Raw genomic sequence first — 16,564 nt, forward strand, 5'->3', positions numbered from 1 at the left:
CGTCGAGACACGACGCACCGGAGCGGCCGCAAACAACGCTGGTTTCAGGCGATCAGTTCGCCTTGTGGATGGCGCGCTTGCTGACGGCCATCGCTGCATCGTGGATCGCCTCCGACAGGGTCGGGTGGGCGTGGCAGATGCGGGCGAGGTCGTCCGACGAGCCATTGAACTCCATGGTCAGCACGCCTTCGTGGACCAGCTCGGATACGCCGACGCCTACCAGGTGCATGCCCAGCACGCGGTCGGTTTCCTCGTGCGCGATCACCTTGACGAAGCCGGCCGGCTCGCCCATCGCCACCGCACGGCCGATCGCCGCGAACGGGAAGCTGCCGGTCTTGTACGGGGTACCTTCGTCCTTGAGCTGCTGCTCGGTCTTGCCGACCCAGGCGATCTCCGGCTCGGTGTAGACGACCCACGGGATGGTGTCGAGGTTGACGTGGCCCGGCAGGCCGGCGATCAGTTCGGCGACCGCGATGCCTTCCTCGAAGCCCTTGTGCGCCAGCATCGGGCCGCGCACGCAGTCACCCACCGCCCAGACGCCATCAACGCCGGTGTGGCAATGCTCGTCGACCTCGATGCGGCCGCGGTCGTCCAGCTTGACCCCGGTGCCCTCGGCCAGCAGGCCCTTGCTGGCGGCCTTGCGGCCTACCGCGACCAGCAGCTTGTCGACCACGATCGACTGCTCGCCCTTGTCGTCGGTGTAGGTCAGATGCACTTCCTTCGACTTGCCCTTGCCTTTGACCTCGGCCTTGGAGACCTTGGCGCCGAGCTTGATTTCCAGGCCCTGCTTCTTGAACTCGCGCGCCGCGGTCTTGGCGACCTCGGCATCGGCCGCGGCGAGGAAGTCGGGCATCGCCTCGAGGATCGTCACCTCGGCGCCCAGCCGCTTCCACACGCTGCCCAGCTCCAGGCCGATCACGCCGGCGCCGATCACGCCCAGGCGCTTGGGCACCTCGGTGAAGTCCAGCGCGCCGACGTTGTCGACGATGGTGTCGCCGTCGAACCTGGCGAACGGCAGCTCGATGGAGTCCGAACCGGCGGCGATGACGACGTTGGTGCCCTTGAGTTCGACTTCGCTGCCGTCGTGCTGCTTGACCTTGACCACGTTGCCCCTGTGCAGGGTGCCGAAGCCGTAGAACGCGCTGACCTTGTTCGCCTTGAACAGCATCGCGATGCCGCCGGTGAACTGCTTGACGATCTTGTCCTTGCGGCCAACCATCTGGCCGACGTCCATCTTGGCGTCCTTGAAGCTGATGCCGTGGTCGCCGAACAGGTGGCCCATGTTCCAGAACTGGCGCGAGGAGTCGAGCAGCGCCTTGGACGGGATGCAACCCACGCGCAGGCAGGTGCCGCCGAGGGCGGGCTTGCCGTCCTTGCCGAGCGCGGCATCGATGCACGCGGTTTTCAGGCCCAGCTGGGCGGCGCGGATCGCCGCGTGGTAGCCGGCCGGGCCGGCACCGATCACGACGACGTCGAAGTTCTGCTGTTCGCTCATTTCAATGATCCTTGTGGCTCGTTGCGAAAAGCCCCGCGCGTGGCGGGGCTTGCGCGGGCAATTACATGCCCAGCAGCATGCGGTGCGGGTTTTCGAGCTGGTTCTTGATGTCGACCAGGAACAGCACAGCGTCCTTGCCGTCGATGATGCGGTGGTCGTAGCTGAGCGCGATGTACATCATCGGCGCGGCGATCACCTGGCCGTTCTCGACGATCGCGCGCTCCTTGATGGCATGCATGCCCAGGATGGCCGACTGCGGCGGGTTGATGATCGGGGTCGAGAACAGCGAGCCGAAGGTGCCACCGTTGGTGATCGTGAAGGTGCCGCCCTGCAGGTCCTCCAGCTTCAGGCCACCTTCGCGCGCGGCCTTGGCGTAGCCGTCGATGGCCTGCTCGACCTCGGCGAAGCCCATCGACTCGGCGTTGCGCAGGACCGGCGTGACCAGGCCCTTGTCGGTCGAGACGGCGATGGAGATGTCGGAATAGCCGTGGTAGACGATGTCGTTGCCGTCGACCGAGGCATTGACCAGCGGGTAGCGCTGCAGCGCGTTTGCGGCCGCCTTGACGAAGAAGCTCATGAAGCCGAGCTTGATGCCGTAGGCGTTCTTGAACGCCTCGCCCTGCGCCTTGCGCATGTCCATGACGGCCTTCATGTTGACCTCGTTGGAGGAGGTCAGCATCGCGGTCGAATTCTTGGACAGCATCAGGCGCTCGGCGATGCGGGCGCGCATCCGGGTCATCGGCACGCGCTCCTCGGCGCGGTTGCCGCTGGCCTTGCCCACGCCGGCATTCTTGGCGTAGTTCAGCAGGTCCTCCTTGGTGACCGCGCCGCGACGGCCGGTGCCTTCGACCTGCGACGGATCGATGCCTTCCTTCGCGGCGGTGAAGCGCGCTCCCGGAGGCAGGTCGTTGCCGGCGGCCGACTTCGACGCCGGCTTGGCGGCTTCTGCCTTGGCCTGGACCGGCTTGGCTTCGGCGGTGGCGGCCTCGTCGTTCTTCCGATCGGCCTTGGCGTCGGACTTCGCCTTGGAGTCGTCCTGCTTCGCGGCGGCGGCGCCCGCCTCGACGATGGCCAGCACCTGGTCGCTGGTCACGGTGGCGCCGGAGTCGAACTTGATCTCCTTGAGCACGCCGTCGACCGGCGAGGGCACCTCGAGCACGACCTTGTCGGTTTCGAGGTCGACCAGGTTCTCGTCCCGGCTGACCGCGTCGCCGGGCTTCTTGTGCCACGTGGCGATGGTGGCGTCGGAAACGGATTCGGGCAGGACCGGAACTTTGATCTCGGTGCTCATGGGGCTGACATCCTGGATGGCGTGTTAAGGGGAAGGCGAAGGGCGTTGTGGCCGGTCACTCGGGGCAGTTCTCGCCCTGGACCGGGTTGACCAGCGCGTCGGCGACCAGCTTGGTCTGTTCGGCGACGTGGTCGGCGAAGTGGCCGGCGGCCGGGGACGGCGAACGCAGCCGGCCGGCGTAGTGCAGCGACTGCTTCGGGCCGAGGCAGGCGGTCAGGTGGTGGCGGATCTGGTACCACGCCCCCTGGTTCTGCGGCTCTTCCTGGCACCAGACCACGTCGGCGGCCTTGCCGAAGCCGCCGAGCTCGGCCGCCAGTTCCTCGCGCGGGAACGGGTAGAGCTGCTCCACGCGCAGGACGGCGACGTCATCGGCACCGCGTTTTTCCATGTCCTCGAGCAGGTCGTAATAGACCTTGCCCGAACACAGCACCACGCGCTTGACCTTCTTGGCGTCGGCGCGGGCATCGGGAATCAGCTTCTGGAAGCTGCCGGTGGCGAGCTCGTCCATGCTGGACACCGCCAGCTTGTGGCGCAGCAGCGACTTGGGCGTCATCACCACCAGCGGCTTGCGGGTGGGCATGCGCATCTGCCGGCGGATCATGTGGTACGCCTGCGCCGGGGTGGTGGGCACGCAGACCATCATGTTGTCGAGCGCACACAGCTGCAGGAAGCGCTCGAGGCGCGCCGAACTGTGTTCCGGGCCTTGGCCCTCGTAACCGTGCGGGAGGAACAGCGCCAGCCCGCACAGGCGGCCCCACTTGGCTTCGCCGGAGGACAGGAACTGGTCGATCACCACCTGTGCGCCGTTGGCGAAGTCGCCGAACTGGGCTTCCCAGATGTCGAGCGTCATCGGATCGGCGGTCGAATAGCCGTACTCGAACGCCATCACCGCCTCCTCGCTCAGCAGCGAGTCGATGATCGTCAGGTCGGTCGGGTTCTTGACCAACTGGCGCAGCGGCAGGTGGTAATCGTCGGTGGCCTGGTCGTGCAGGATCGCGTGGCGGTGGAAGAAGGTGCCGCGGCCGCTGTCCTGGCCCACCAGGCGCAACTTGTAGCCTTCGCTGAGCAGCGTGGCGTACGCCAGGTTCTCGGCGAAGCCCCAGTCACCGGCCTGCTCACCGGCGGCCATGCGGCGGCGGTCCTCGTAGATCTTGGCGACGCGGGCGTGCAGCTTGACCTCGTCGGGGATCGCATTGATCGCAGTCGCGAGGCCGTCCAGCGCCGCTCGGTCGAAGGTGGTGTCGACGGGGTCCGACAGCTTGCCGGTCAGGTACTTCGACCAGTCGATGGTGAACTCGTCATCGCGGCTGTCAGCCAGCTCGGTGGTGACGACGCCCTCGTCGAGCTTGTCGCGGTATGCGTCGGCCAGTGCCTTGACATCGTCGTCGCCCAGCGTGCCCTCGGCGACCAGGCGCTGCGCGTAGAGGTCGCGCGGCGTCTTGTGCTTGCGGATGACCTGGTACATCAGCGGCTGGGTCGCGGCCGGCTCGTCGGCCTCGTTGTGGCCGTGGCGGCGATAGCAGACCAGGTCGATGACCACGTCCTTGCCGAACTCGTTGCGGAAGTCCAGCGCCAGCTCGGCGCAGAAGACCACGGCCTCCGGATCGTCACCGTTCACGTGCAGCACGGGCGCACCGACCATCTTGGCGACATCGGTGCAGTACAGCGTGGAACGGGCGTCCTGGCGCTCGCTGGTGGTGAAGCCGACCTGGTTGTTGATGACGATGTGTACGGTGCCGCCCACCGAGAAGCCGCGTGCCTGCGACATCTGCAGCAGCTCCATCACCACGCCCTGTCCGGCGAACGCGGCGTCGCCGTGCATCAGGATCGGCAGCACCTGGCCGCGCCCCTTCTCGCCGCGCCGTGTCTGGCGCGAACGCACCGAGCCGGCGACAACCGGGTCGACGATCTCGAGGTGGGACGGGTTGAAGGCGAGGGCCAGGTGGACCGGGCCGCCGTCGGTGGCGATGTCGGCCGAGAAGCCCATGTGGTACTTCACGTCGCCGGTGTGGGCGACGTCGTGGTGGACGTGCTCGAACTTGCCCTCGAACTCGTCGAACAGCTGCCGCGGCGGCTTGCCGAGGGTGTTGACCAGCACGTTGAGGCGGCCGCGGTGGGCCATGCCGATGACCACGTCCTGGATGCCCTGCCGGCCGGCGCGCTGGATGGTGGTATCCATCAGCGGGATCAGTGCGTCGCCGCCTTCCAGCGAGAAACGCTTCTGGCCAACGTACTTGGTGCCGAGGTAGCGCTCCAGGCCTTCCGCCGCGGTCAGGCGCTCGAGGATGCGCTTCTTCTGATCCGCGCTGCGGCCGTAGTTGCCGCCGGCCTTTTCCAGGCGCTCGTAGATCCAGCGACGCTGGCCGGCGTCGGTGATGTGCATGAACTCCGCGCCGATCGAGCCGGTGTAGGTCGCCTTCAGCCGCGCCAGCAGGTCGCCCAGCTTCATGCGCTCATGGCCGGCAACGCCGCCGGTGCTGAACTCCGCACCCAGGTCGCCGCCGGACAGGCCGTGGAAGCCGAGGTCCAGGTCGGGCGCATCGGGCGCCTCGAGCAGGCCGAGCGGATCCAGGTTGGCACCCAGGTGACCGCGCGAACGGTAGGCGGTAATCAGCTTGCCGACCGCGCGTTCGCGGGCGTCGCCACCGCCGGTTCCCGCCGTCGCCTGTCCGCGCCTTGCGGCGCCGGCGATGGAATGGATCACCGCCGAATGGGGGACGTCACCGGACTCGCGACCCTTGAAGGTGTCGAAATATGCCTGCCATTTCGGACCCACGCTCTCGGGCGCGACCAGATACTGCTCATACAGGTCTTCGATGTAGGCCGCGTTCGCGCCGAGCTGCGAAGACTGGGAGAACTGCTTCAGGAGACTGTCCACAATGGCAACGGAATACTCGAGTGGGGAAGGCGGAATCGCCTGATTGCGTCGCTGGACCGCTGTTCAGGCGCTCAAGATCCGGAATTATAGCCCGCGGGCCAGCGTTTCCGGGTGGTAAAGCCGGCCGGAACGGAGTGTTTCCGGAAACGTGCGCTCCGCGGTTCGGTCGGGTTCATCGACGCGCCGTAAGGGGCACGTTGAAATACTCAGATCTGCAAGGCGCGCAGTTCGGTGCAGGGTCGTGCCCGCTCCCAGACCGGGTCGAACGCATTGCGCAGCTGGCGGGCGCGGCCCCCGGCATCGAGGCGGGTCTCGCCTTCGAAGCGATGGCCCAGCGGGCGGAAATAGAACCCGCCGCGGTCATTGACCACGTAGGCGGACGGGTAGATCCGGTCGGTGGGTTCCTCGATCGCGCGGAACGCGAAGGCGGTGGGCAGGCGCTGGCCGAGGTTTACCAGCGGCGCGAGCTTGCGCCGCGGCTCGCCGGGGTCCTGCAACAGGATGCGGATCTCGGCTCCGCTCGTGGCCAGACGCCTCATCGCGGCCACCACCTCGGGAACGTCGAACAGGCCGGGGTCGAGGTCGCGACTGTAGAGGTCCAACTGGCGCCGAGCACCGGCGATCACGCCAAGCGCTGCCGCGACCGCCGCCTCGCGTGACCCGACCGGGTTGTCGGCGTCGACAAGGGTCCGCATCGACTGGTGCTCGATCCCGGCTTCGACGAACCGCTCGTCCACCGGCAGGAAGCCGTGCCGGGCGTAAAACCCCAGCGCGGTTACCTGGGCGTGCAGCGACAGCTCGCGCCAGCCCCGCTGTCGGGCCTGGTCGACCAGGGCCGACAGCAGTGCGTCGCCGACGCCGCGGCCGCGCCAGTCCGACAGCACGGCCATCCGGCCGATGGTGTGGTTCGGAGTCAGCCGGCCGGTGCCGACCGGGTTTCCGTCGGCGTCCACCGCGACGACGTGGTGGCAGAGCGGGTCCAGCTCGTCCCACTCCAGCGCCAGCGGCACGCCCTGTTCCTGCACGAACACGGTCTCGCGCACGTGGCGCAGCGCCGGCAGACCCGCTTCGTAGTCAACCGCCCGGACGGTGAAGGCAGGGGCGGTCATTGCGCGTCGTCGCCCAGGTCGAGCTGGTAATGGCCTTCCTGCATCAACTCGATCACCCGGTCGCGGCCTGCTTCGGACAGGCTCGCATAGAGCCGCCCGTCCAACACCGCGTTGTCGGCTATGCGGGCGGCGTCGCGTGCCGGCAGCGGGTGCTCTACACCGTTGACGTAGAGTCGCGCGCCTCGCCGTGCCTTGCGCCAAGCCATGCGCGAGAACGGATGCCTGCGCAGGCTTGCGCCGTGCTGCAGGTCCCATTCGACCTCGATCCGCGACCGCGGGTCGTCGCCGGGCGCGACCTGTCCGCCGCTGCGGTAGACGGTGATGAAGCGTCCGAACCAGTCGCCAAGGCGGTCCGGGTCATTCATCCGCAGCAGGTTGAGTGCCTCGACCACGCGCTCCATTGCGGCAGCGTCGATCTCGCCCGGGCTCTTCGCCGGCGCAAGGTCGGCATCCCTGTAACGCAGCGCGTCGTCGGCCTCCGCCGCCAGCGTGTCGACGAAGTCACCGAGCAGCTCGGCGGCGGAGGGGGCGCGCATGCCCAGCGAGAACGTCAGGCAGGCGTCGACCGCGACGCCGTGGTGGGGCACGCCCGGGGGCAGGTACAGCATGTCGCCGGGACCGAGCACCCACTCGTGCGTGGGCGAGAAGCGCTGCAGCAGGCGCAGGTCGACGTCGGGGCGGAAGTCCAGCGGCGGGGCCGGCTTGCCCAGCGCCACGCTGGCGTCGATCTGCCAGCGGCGCTGGCCCTGGGCCTGCAGCAGGAACACGTCGTACTGGTCCACATGGGCGCCGACCGAGCCGCCCGGCGCGGCGAAGGACACCATCACGTCGTCGATGCGCCAGCGTGGCAGAAACCCGAAGTGCTCGACCAGCGCGGCGATGTCGGCATCCCATTTGTCCACGTCCTGGACCAGCAGGGTCCAGTCGTGGTCGGGCATGTCCGGGAACATCTCTTCGGGGAACGGACCGTGGCGCAGCATCCAGCGGTCATCGGCGGCATCGTGCGCGACGATCCGCGACAACGCGGCCTCCTCGCAGGCGAGGCCGGCCAGGTCCTCGGGCTGGATCGGCGACTCGAACCCCGGGAACGCATTGCGGATCAGCAGCGGCCGCTTCTGCCAGTAGTCACGCAGGAACTCCTCCGGCGGCATGCCCAGCGGGGGAAGGGCGGAGCCGTCGACCTCGAACGCCGGGCCGGCCGTGGGACGCGCCTTCGACGGCGCCCGTCGCGCGCGCGCGGCCATCTCAGGCCTCCCGGGCGAGCTGTTCGGCGCGGCCGGTGTAGCTGGCCGGGGTCATGTCGAGCAGGCGCTGCTTTGCGTCGCCGGGGAGGTCGAGGCCGCCGATGAACTCGCGCATCGAGGCTTCGTTGATGCCGTGGCCGCGGGTNGCCGGGGTCATGTCGAGCAGGCGCTGCTTTGCGTCGCCGGGGAGGTCGAGGCCGCCGATGAACTCGCGCATCGAGGCTTCGTTGATGCCGTGGCCGCGGGTCAGTGCCTTGAGCTGTTCGTAGGGGTTGGGGAGGCCGTGGCGGCGCATGACCGTCTGCACGGCCTCGGCCAGCACTTCCCACGATGCGTCGAGGTCGGCCGCCAGGCGCTCGGGATTGGTCGACAGCTTGCCCAGGCCGCGCATCAGCGCGTCGAAGCCGATCAGCGCATGGCCGAACGCAGTGCCCAGCGCCCGCAGCACGGTGGAATCGGTGAGGTCGCGCTGCCAACGGCTGACCGGGAGCTTGGCGGCGAAATGCTCGAACAGCGCGTTGGCGATGCCGAAGTTGCCCTCGGCGTTCTCGAAGTCGATCGGGTTGACCTTGTGCGGCATCGTCGAGCTGCCGACTTCGCCCGCCTTCACGGCCTGCTTGAAGTACCCCAGCGAGATATAGCCCCAGATGTCACGGCACAGGTCGATGCAGACGGTGTCGATCCGGCGCTGTGCATCGCAGACCTCGGCGATGCCGTCGTGCGGCTCGATCTGGGTCGTGTACGGCTGCCAGTCCAGGCCCAGCGACCGGACGAAGCGTTCGGCGAAGGCATGCCAGTCCAGGTCGGGGTAGGCCGCGAGATGGGCGTTGTAATTGCCGACCGCGCCGTTGATCTTGCCCGGCATCGGCGCGGCGGCCAGCGTCTCGCGCTGGCGGCGCAGGCGGGCGACCACGTTCGCCAGCTCCTTGCCGACGGTGGTGGGCGAGGCGGTCTGGCCGTGCGTGCGCGAGAGCATCGGCAGGGCGGCGTGCTCGTGCGCCATCGCGCGCAGCGTGTCGATCAGCGCGTCCAGCTTCGGCAGCATCACCGACTCCCGCGCCTCCGCCAGCATCAGCGAATACGACAGGTTGTTGATGTCCTCGGACGTGCAGGCAAAGTGCACGAACTCCAGCGCCGGGCCGAGCTCGCCGGACAGCACGCCTGCGTCGTCCTTGAGACGCTCCTTGATCAGGTACTCCACCGCCTTGACGTCGTGGTTGGTGGTGCGCTCGATCTCCTTGACCCGCGCCGCGTCCGCCACCGAGAACCCGTCGGCCAGCGCGCGCAGGCGTGCGACGGCCGCATCGGAGAAGGGTTTGAGCTCGACGATCGCGGGTTCGGCCGCGAGCGCCAGCAGCCATTCGATCTCGACCCGGACCCGCGCCCGGATCAGCCCGTACTCCGAGAAGACCGGGCGCAGTGCATCGACCTTTCCGGCATAGCGGCCGTCGAGCGGGGAAAGGGCGAGCAGCTGGGTTTCGACGTTGGCGGGCATGGGGGAGGCGGCACGTGTGGACAGTCGCGCATTCTAGCGCGGGGCGGCGACAGCGACCCCGCGGCTGCTGCGCCTTTACACCCCGCGCGTATGCTCGGGACGACCCGAGGAGGACGACGATGGCAAGCCAGGATTACCGCATCGAGCACGACAGCATGGGCGAGTTGCAGGTGCCCGCCGAAGCGTTGTGGGGAGCGCAGACGCAGCGCGCGGTGGAAAACTTCCCGATCTCCGGCCAGCCGATGCCGCGTGGCTTCATCCGTGCGCTGGGACTGGTCAAGGCCGCGGCCGCCGAGGTCAACGGTGGGCTAGGGCTGCTCCCCGCGAACCGCGCGAAGGCCATCGGCAAGGCCGCGCGCGCGGTGGCGGCCGGCGACCATGACAGCCAGTTCCCGGTCGACGTTTTCCAGACCGGGTCGGGCACCTCCAGCAACATGAATGCCAACGAGGTCATCGCGACGCTCGCCTCGCGCGGCGTGCGGGGCAGGGCCGTGCACCCCAATGACGACGTCAACCTGGGCCAGAGCTCCAACGACGTGATCCCCACCGCGCTGCGCGTCGCCGCCCAGCTGGCCGTTACCGAAGACCTCCTGCCGGCGGTCCGCCACCTGCGCCGGACCATCGACCGCCGCGGTCGCGCGCTCGGCAAGGTCGCCAAGACCGGGCGCACCCACTTGATGGATGCCATGCCGTTGACCTTCGGCCAGGAGCTGGGCACCTGGTCGGCGCAGCTGGCTTCCGGACAGGCGCGCATCGAAGACGCGTTGAAGAGGCTGCGGCGCCTGCCGATCGGCGGGACCGCAATCGGAACCGGCATCAACGCCGACCCGCGATTCGGCACCGCGATGGCCCGGGCCTTGTCCCGGCTGGCGGGTACGCGCTTCGAGTCGGCCGACAACAAGTTTGAGGGCCTTGCCTCCCAGGACGACGCGGTCGAACTGTCGGGCCAGCTCAACGCGCTGGCGGTGGCGCTGATGAAGATCGCCAACGATCTGCGCTGGATGAACTCGGGGCCGCTTGCGGGGCTGGGTGAGGTCGAACTGCCGGCCCTACAGCCGGGCAGCTCGATCATGCCGGGCAAGGTCAACCCGGTGGTACCGGAAGCCGCGTGTATGGTCTGCGCGCAGGTGATCGGCCACCACACCGCGATCACCGTGGCGGGGCAGAGCGGCAATTTCCAGCTCAACGTGATGCTGCCGCTGATAGCGGCCAACCTGCTCGACTCGATCCGCCTGTTGGCAAACGTCATGCGGCTGCTGGCCGACACCACCATCGACGGGCTGGTGGTGCGCCGCGACAAGGTCGCCGAGGCGCTGGACCGCAACCCGATCCTGGTGACCGCGCTGAACCCGGTGATCGGCTACGAGAAGGCGGCCGCAATCGCGAAACAGGCCTACCGCGAGGGCAGGCCCGTGCTTGAGGTGGCGGTGGAAGCGACCGGAATGCCGGCGAAGGAACTGCGCCGCCTGCTTGACCCCGCCGCGCTGACCCGCGGCGGGATCCAGGGCTGACCCGGGCTTATTGCGAAGCGGCCTCGGCGGCCGCGGCCGCGTCGAGCTCGGCCTCCGTGTCATCCGCAGCGGGGGCTTTCCCGGCGACCGCCGACTGGACGGCCTCGCGGATGCTGCCCCGGATGTCCTCGCGGACACCGGCGTGTTGCAGCTTGTCGTTGCTTCCGTTGCGGCAGTCCTCGACGTCGCTCGCCTCCATCGTCGCGTAGGGGCGGAATTCTGGCAGCGAGGCGGCCAACTGGTCCTGCGTGCGCAGCATCGCCGGCAGCGAGTCACACAACTTCATCGCCTCGGCCTCGATCAGCGCCGCCTCGGCCTCGATCCGCTGCTCGAAGTCCTTGCCGCCGCCGGTGAAGACGTTCTTCAGCGCCTCGCCTGCCGCCTGCATGCCCAGGTCGGCACCCTTGACGCCGATCGTCATGCCGGCCTCGATCATGTCCACCACGTGGCCGCGGTAGTCCAGCAGGAGCGCCCGCTGTTCGTCGGTCACGGCTACCGTACGGCCATCGATCAGCAGGTCGCCGGCGGGGCTGATCTCGGCCTTGGGCAGCGGATTGCCGTCGGCGTCGCGCGGCGACTTGCGGGTGACGTTGGTGCCGCCGACATGGATGTCCATGTCGCCGCCGACGCCGATGTTGCCGGTGGCCATTTCCTCGCGGGCCTCCCGCAGGGCGTTCTCGACGGTCCGGCCGAGGGCGGTGCGGGGGGCGTCCGTGCCCTGCTGCTGGGCCTGCGCGGCCTGCGATGCGGTTGGTTCGTCGGCGCTGCAGGCGGCCATGAACGGTGCAATGGCCAGGCAAGTGAAGAGCGCGATGCGTGGAGTGGTGTTCATGGCATTCCCTTGGTGCATGAGGAGGTGGTGGGCCGGGCTCAGCCTTCGTCGCGCCAGCGGCGCAACCGGATCGCCGCGAAGATCATTGCCGCGCCGGCGATGGCGCCGATCCACAGGTCGGGCATCGACAGGCTGGCGATCTGGTGGGTGAACGACATGTCGCCCACCAGGTTCTCCAGCCCGCTGTTGGTCACCGACTCGGAGAAGTCGTCGCGGTAGACCTGGTCGATGGCCGGCACGGTGCCGAGCAGCGCGCGGCCCACGATGTTGGTCCAGAACCACGAGGCGTCCAGGTTGAACAGGTCCATCAGCTTGAACCAGCTGACCAGCACCCCGGCGACCACCGGCACCATGACCGCCCAGAGGAACGGCGCGCTGCGGGCCCACACCGAGCAAAGCAGCAGCCAGCCGACGGTCGGCAGTGCCCACAGGGCGTACACCGGGATCCAGGCCAGGTGCCCGGCGATGATGCCCATCGGGCTGGCGGGGCCCCAGATCAGCGTCCACGCGTTGCCGCCGTGCATCACGACCACCGCGCTGATCATCACCATGAAGGCGAACATGGTGAGGATGGCCACGCCCACGGCGATGGCCGGGGCGACCAGCACGGCGCTTGCGACCTTCGACAGCACCGTCTCGGTGTCCGACAGCGGTAGCGACTTCCAGAACAGCACGCTGCGGTCCTTGCGCTCGTCATACAGCGCGCCAAGGCTGTAGAAGAAGACCACGAAGGCCAGGACGATGAAGGGCCAGGACGATCCCAGCACCAGGCTGAGGTTGATGCCGTTGGCGAACTCCGCCATGTCCTGCGGGCTCATCTGCTGCGTGAGCTGGCCCAGGTCGAGCCCGCTGACGTTGATGCCGTCCAGTTCGAGATGGCCGGCGTCGGCGGCGCGCCGCGCTGCGACCAGGCCGACGATGATCGCCATCAGGGTCAGCACGAGCGAGATGCCGCCGGCAATCACCGGGGCCCAGAAGAAGCCGCCCTTGTGCTCCCAGAACTCGCGCTTGAGCAGCAGCTTGAACTTGTGGGTCGGGTGGGTCGTCGCGGCCGCGCGCGGTGCGGCAGGCACGGTGTTGTCGAGGGCGTTCATGCGTATGTCCCCTTCATGGTGGCGACAAACAGATCGGCCAGGCCGGGCGTTCGGGTTTCACCCAGGCCGGACAGCTGGTCGCGCGGGATGTTGTCGAACAGCATCACGGTCTTGCCGAAGGGCAGGGTGCGCTCGTCGACCGGCTTGAGAGCGCGGGCGGCGTCGGCACTGTCGGCGTTGACCATCACCTCGGTGAAGCGGTCGCCGAGGGTGTCCATCTCGGTGTCGAGCACGATCTTGCCGTCGCGGATGAACATCACGTCGGTGAGGATGTGCTCGACCTCCTCCACCTGGTGGGTGGTGATGAGGATGGTCTTGTCCTCGTCGAAGTAGTCCTCCAGCAGGCGCTGGTAGAACTGCTTGCGGTAGAGGATGTCCAGCCCGAGCGTGGGTTCGTCGAGCACCAACAGGCGCGCGTCGATGGCCATCACCAGGGCCAGGTGCAACTGCACGATCATGCCCTTGGACAGCTCGCGGACCTTCATCTGCGGCTTGAGCTGGGTGCCTTTGAGGAAGCGCTCGCAGCGGGCGCGGTCGAAGCGGGGGTGGACCCCGGCGACGAACTCGATCGCCTCGGAGACACGGATCCAGCGCGGCAGCACGGCGACGTCGGCGATGAAGCACACGTCGCGCATCAGCTCGTCGCGTTCGGTGCGCGGGTCGCGGCCGATCACGCTCATCTGGCCCTCGAACGGGATCAACCCGAGCATCGCCTTGAGGGCGGTGGTCTTGCCGGCGCCGTTGGGCCCGATCAGACCGATGATCCGGCCGGCCGGGATCTCGAACGAGGTGCCGTCCAGCGCGACCTTGTTCTTGTAGACCTTGCGCAGCTGGCTGGCGCGCACCACGGTGTCGGTTGCGGTGGTGGTCACGGCGTTCATCGGGCACCTCCCTGGGCCGGTGCGGCCTTGAGCAGCTCCTCGGTACTGAGTCCCAGGCGCAGGATGCGTTCCAGCACCAGCGGCCACTCCTCGGTGAGGAAGCGTTCGCGTTCGTTGACGAGCAGTTTCCTTGCGGCCTCTTCGGTCACGTACATGCCCAGACCCCTGCGTTTTTCGACGAGAGCCTCGTCCGCCAACTCCTGGTAGGCGCGCGAGACGGTGATTGGATTGAGCTGGTAGTCAGCAGCGACCTGCCGCACAGAGGGCAGGGCGTCGCCGGGCTTGAGCACGCCGTCGAGCATCATCGCGACGACACGCTCCTTCAGCTGGCGGTAGATGGGAGCGCCGTCGCTCCACTGGATAGCGGTCATGGGATCAACCCCGCGGGACAAATGAGAAGTACGGCATGACAAGCGTCTGCCGGCGGTTGCGCTTCGTCCCTGTGGAGCGCGTGGTGGAATCGGAATCAAGGCTTTCAGCCGCGGCGGCTTCGAAGGCCGTCGCCAGCGCGCCGGCCGCATTCAGCTCGGCGGCGATCGGATTGGCCGCCAAGCTGCCGGCGGCCGAGGCCGGCCCGGTGGGAACGGCGGCGACGAGACCCATCACCAGCAAGGCACCGCTGGCCGTCAGGGCAAACAAGGTGTTGTGGAGCTTGCGGTTCATGGCGACCTTCCTGATCGTTGGTAGACCGGTGTTGTAGGTGACTATAACACCAGATTACGGCAGGTCAAGCACCCGCACCCCAACTGAAGACATAGACGCGCCAGTGGCGGGGACGGCGGTTCATGCGCGCGCATTGCCGCCGCCGGCCTTGCTCGCGACAATGGCGCCCTTGCGCCCGCCTGGGCGATCCCCCGACAGGAGCAGTACCGGATGAATGTTTTCGCGCGCGGCCTGGCCGCGATGTTGACCGCCGTCATCGTGGTCGCCGGCGCGGCCGCCCCCACGGTCGCCAACGCCCAGGCAGCGTCCGCGCTCGACACCGAGCGTGCGCGTGTCAGCTACATGGTCGGTCACGACGTGGCCCGTTCGATCGAGGCCGCGGGGCCGGACATCGACCTTGCCGCCTTCGAGAGCGCGATCCGCAACGCCTTCGCAGGTGGCGAGCCTTTGATCGCCGAGAGCGAAGTGCCGGCCGTGGGCGAGGCCCTGATGATGCGCATCGCCTCGCGTGCCGGTCGCGCACCGGCTAATGCCAAGGTGCCCGACGTGGATCGCAGGAAGGTCGGCCACCTGGTCGGCGCCGACGTCGGCCGCTCGCTGGTGCCGATCAAGGATGAGCTTGAGTTGCCCGTGCTGCTGCAGGGTGTCCGCGCCACGTTCGCCGGTACCGGCCTGCTGATGGACGAGGCCGCGATGAGCGCCACCCGCGCCGCATTCGGCGAGCGGGTGCGTGGCCAGATGCTGGAGCGTGCGCGTGCCGAGGGTGAAACCAACCGCGCCAAGGGCGCGGAGTTCCTTGCCGCCAACAAGCAGAACAAGGGTGTCTTCACCACGCCGTCGGGGCTGCAGTACTCGGTGCTGCGGCAGGGCTCCGGCCCGCGTCCCACGGCCAACAGCCGGGTGCGCGTCAACTACGAGGGTCGGCTGCTGGACGGCACCGTCTTCGACAGTTCCTACGCGCGCGGCGAAGCGACCGAGTTCGGGCTGGGCCAGGTCATCGCCGGCTGGACCGAAGGCGTGGCCATGATGCCCGTCGGTGCCAAGTACCGGTTCTGGATCCCCGGCGACCTGGCCTACGGGGCCAAGGGCGGCGGCGACGGCAAGATCGGCCCGAATGCGACCCTCGTGTTCGATGTCGAACTGCAGGCCATCGTCCAGTAACACCCGTTCCCGACCATCATGCGACGCGTCGACGAGCCGTTCATGATCGTCTCCGCAAAGTGACGGGCTGCGCCGCCGAGGCGGCGCGCCCCTTTCCAAGGAGTTCCCCGAATGACCCAGTTCCCCCGCGCCACTGCCGTGCTGGCCCTCGCCGTCGCCATGTCCCTCGGGCTGTCGGCCTGCAACCAGGGCGATGCCGACAAAGCCGCGGAGCCGGCCGGTGAAGAAGCCGCGGCGACCGACGGTGCCGTCAAGATCGACGGCCTGCCCACCGAGAAGGAGCAGGTCAGCTACATGATCGGCCGCGACGTGGCCCGTTCGCTGGAAGAGGTCAAGGACGAGCTGGACACGAAAGTCCTGCTCGACGCGCTGGAATCGGGCCTGGCCGGCAAGGACTCGCTGATGACCGAGGAGCAGGTCAACCAGGTGCGCGAGGCGTTCGCGCAGCGGATCCAGGCCGAGCGCATCGCCGAGATGATGGCCGCCGCCAAGAAGAACAAGGAAGCCGGCGACGCGTTCTTGGCCGCCAACAAGGACAAGGACGGGGTGGAGACCACCGAATCCGGCCTGCAGTACCAGGTCATCACCCAGGGTGACGGCCCGCGGCCGACCGCCGACGACATGGTCCGCGTGCACTACAAGGGCACGCTGCTGGACGGCGAGACCTTCGACAGCTCCTACGAACGCAACGAGCCGGCGGTGTTTGCACTGCGGCAGGTGGTCCCGGGCTGGCAGGAGGGCATCGCGCTGATGCCGGTCGGCAGCAAGTACAGGTTCTGGATCCCGAGCGAGCTGGGTTATGGCGAGCAGGGCACGCCGGGTGGCCCGATCGGCCCGAACCAGGTGCTGGTGTTCGAGGTCGAGCTGCAGGACATCGTCAAGCAGCCGACCGAATAACCACCAAGCCCGG

At 68.2% G+C, this 16,564-nt stretch carries 14 protein-coding genes; 3 read left to right on the forward strand and 11 right to left on the reverse strand.

The annotated features are described in order from the left end of the window. Positions 1 to 52: 52 nt before the first annotated feature. From lpdA to purB, 6 genes are all read right to left on the reverse strand, one after another. A complete protein-coding gene (lpdA, locus tag ACKVMH_RS03515) occupies positions 53 to 1,495 on the reverse strand; it encodes a dihydrolipoyl dehydrogenase (protein WP_412699238.1) in 1,443 nt (480 codons plus the stop codon). 61 nt (positions 1,496 to 1,556) lie between these two features. Further along, positions 1,557 to 2,786 (reverse strand): dihydrolipoyllysine-residue succinyltransferase, encoded by a 1,230-nt coding sequence (gene sucB, locus ACKVMH_RS03520; RefSeq protein ID WP_215218100.1) that lies wholly within the window; start codon positions 2,784 to 2,786, stop codon positions 1,557 to 1,559. Between the two features lie 55 nt (positions 2,787 to 2,841). Then, complete coding sequence (locus ACKVMH_RS03525; RefSeq protein WP_412699239.1) at positions 2,842 to 5,664, reverse strand: 2-oxoglutarate dehydrogenase E1 component; 2,823 nt, start codon at positions 5,662 to 5,664, stop codon at positions 2,842 to 2,844. A gap of 206 nt (positions 5,665 to 5,870) precedes the next feature. Beyond that, complete coding sequence (locus tag ACKVMH_RS03530; protein WP_412699240.1) at positions 5,871 to 6,773, reverse strand: GNAT family N-acetyltransferase; 903 nt, start codon at positions 6,771 to 6,773, stop codon at positions 5,871 to 5,873. Further along, entirely contained in the window at positions 6,770 to 8,017 is a 1,248-nt protein-coding gene (locus ACKVMH_RS03535; RefSeq protein ID WP_412699241.1) for a JmjC domain-containing protein, read from the reverse strand. Before ACKVMH_RS03535 ends, ACKVMH_RS03530 begins: the two co-directional genes overlap by 4 nt. A 1-nt stretch (position 8,018) precedes the next feature. Further along, positions 8,019 to 9,512 (reverse strand): adenylosuccinate lyase, encoded by a 1,494-nt coding sequence (gene purB, locus ACKVMH_RS03540; RefSeq protein WP_412699242.1) that lies wholly within the window; start codon positions 9,510 to 9,512, stop codon positions 8,019 to 8,021. 119 nt (positions 9,513 to 9,631) lie between these two features. On the opposite strand from purB, the gene ACKVMH_RS03545 reads away from it, so the two are divergent. Further along, positions 9,632 to 11,023 carry a class II fumarate hydratase gene (locus tag ACKVMH_RS03545; protein ID WP_412699243.1) on the forward strand — a complete coding sequence of 464 codons (1,392 nt, stop codon included), beginning with the start codon at positions 9,632 to 9,634 and terminating at the stop codon, positions 11,021 to 11,023. Positions 11,024 to 11,030: 7 nt separating this feature from the next. Here the strand turns inward: ACKVMH_RS03545 and ACKVMH_RS03550 are convergent, their stop codons facing one another. The 5 genes from ACKVMH_RS03550 to ACKVMH_RS03570 are packed head-to-tail and all read right to left on the reverse strand — an operon-like array spanning position 11,031 to position 14,493. Beyond that, a complete protein-coding gene (locus tag ACKVMH_RS03550; RefSeq protein WP_412699244.1) occupies positions 11,031 to 11,855 on the reverse strand; it encodes a YggN family protein in 825 nt (274 codons plus the stop codon). A gap of 38 nt (positions 11,856 to 11,893) precedes the next feature. After that, complete coding sequence (locus tag ACKVMH_RS03555) at positions 11,894 to 12,949, reverse strand: hypothetical protein (RefSeq protein ID WP_412699245.1); 1,056 nt, start codon at positions 12,947 to 12,949, stop codon at positions 11,894 to 11,896. Then, positions 12,946 to 13,830 carry an ABC transporter ATP-binding protein gene (locus tag ACKVMH_RS03560; protein ID WP_412699246.1) on the reverse strand — a complete coding sequence of 295 codons (885 nt, stop codon included), beginning with the start codon at positions 13,828 to 13,830 and terminating at the stop codon, positions 12,946 to 12,948. Before ACKVMH_RS03560 ends, ACKVMH_RS03555 begins: the two co-directional genes overlap by 4 nt. Further along, positions 13,827 to 14,201, reverse strand: coding sequence for a GntR family transcriptional regulator (locus ACKVMH_RS03565; protein WP_215218092.1), 375 nt, complete (start codon positions 14,199 to 14,201; stop codon positions 13,827 to 13,829). The genes ACKVMH_RS03560 and ACKVMH_RS03565 overlap by 4 nt, the downstream gene beginning before the upstream one ends. A gap of 4 nt (positions 14,202 to 14,205) precedes the next feature. Further along, complete coding sequence (locus ACKVMH_RS03570; RefSeq protein ID WP_412699247.1) at positions 14,206 to 14,493, reverse strand: hypothetical protein; 288 nt, start codon at positions 14,491 to 14,493, stop codon at positions 14,206 to 14,208. 210 nt (positions 14,494 to 14,703) lie between these two features. Between ACKVMH_RS03570 and ACKVMH_RS03575 the strand changes: the two genes are divergently transcribed. Together ACKVMH_RS03575 and ACKVMH_RS03580 are read left to right on the forward strand one after the other, a co-directional pair. After that, a complete protein-coding gene (locus tag ACKVMH_RS03575; RefSeq protein WP_412699248.1) occupies positions 14,704 to 15,654 on the forward strand; it encodes an FKBP-type peptidyl-prolyl cis-trans isomerase in 951 nt (316 codons plus the stop codon). Between the two features lie 111 nt (positions 15,655 to 15,765). Then, on the forward strand, positions 15,766 to 16,551 hold the full coding sequence (locus ACKVMH_RS03580; RefSeq protein WP_412699249.1) for an FKBP-type peptidyl-prolyl cis-trans isomerase: 786 nt from the start codon (positions 15,766 to 15,768) through the stop codon (positions 16,549 to 16,551). Positions 16,552 to 16,564 lie beyond the last annotated feature (13 nt).

The sequence above is a fragment of the Lysobacter zhanggongensis genome (assembly GCF_046638635.1).
Classification (GTDB): domain Bacteria; phylum Pseudomonadota; class Gammaproteobacteria; order Xanthomonadales; family Xanthomonadaceae; genus Novilysobacter; species Novilysobacter luteus.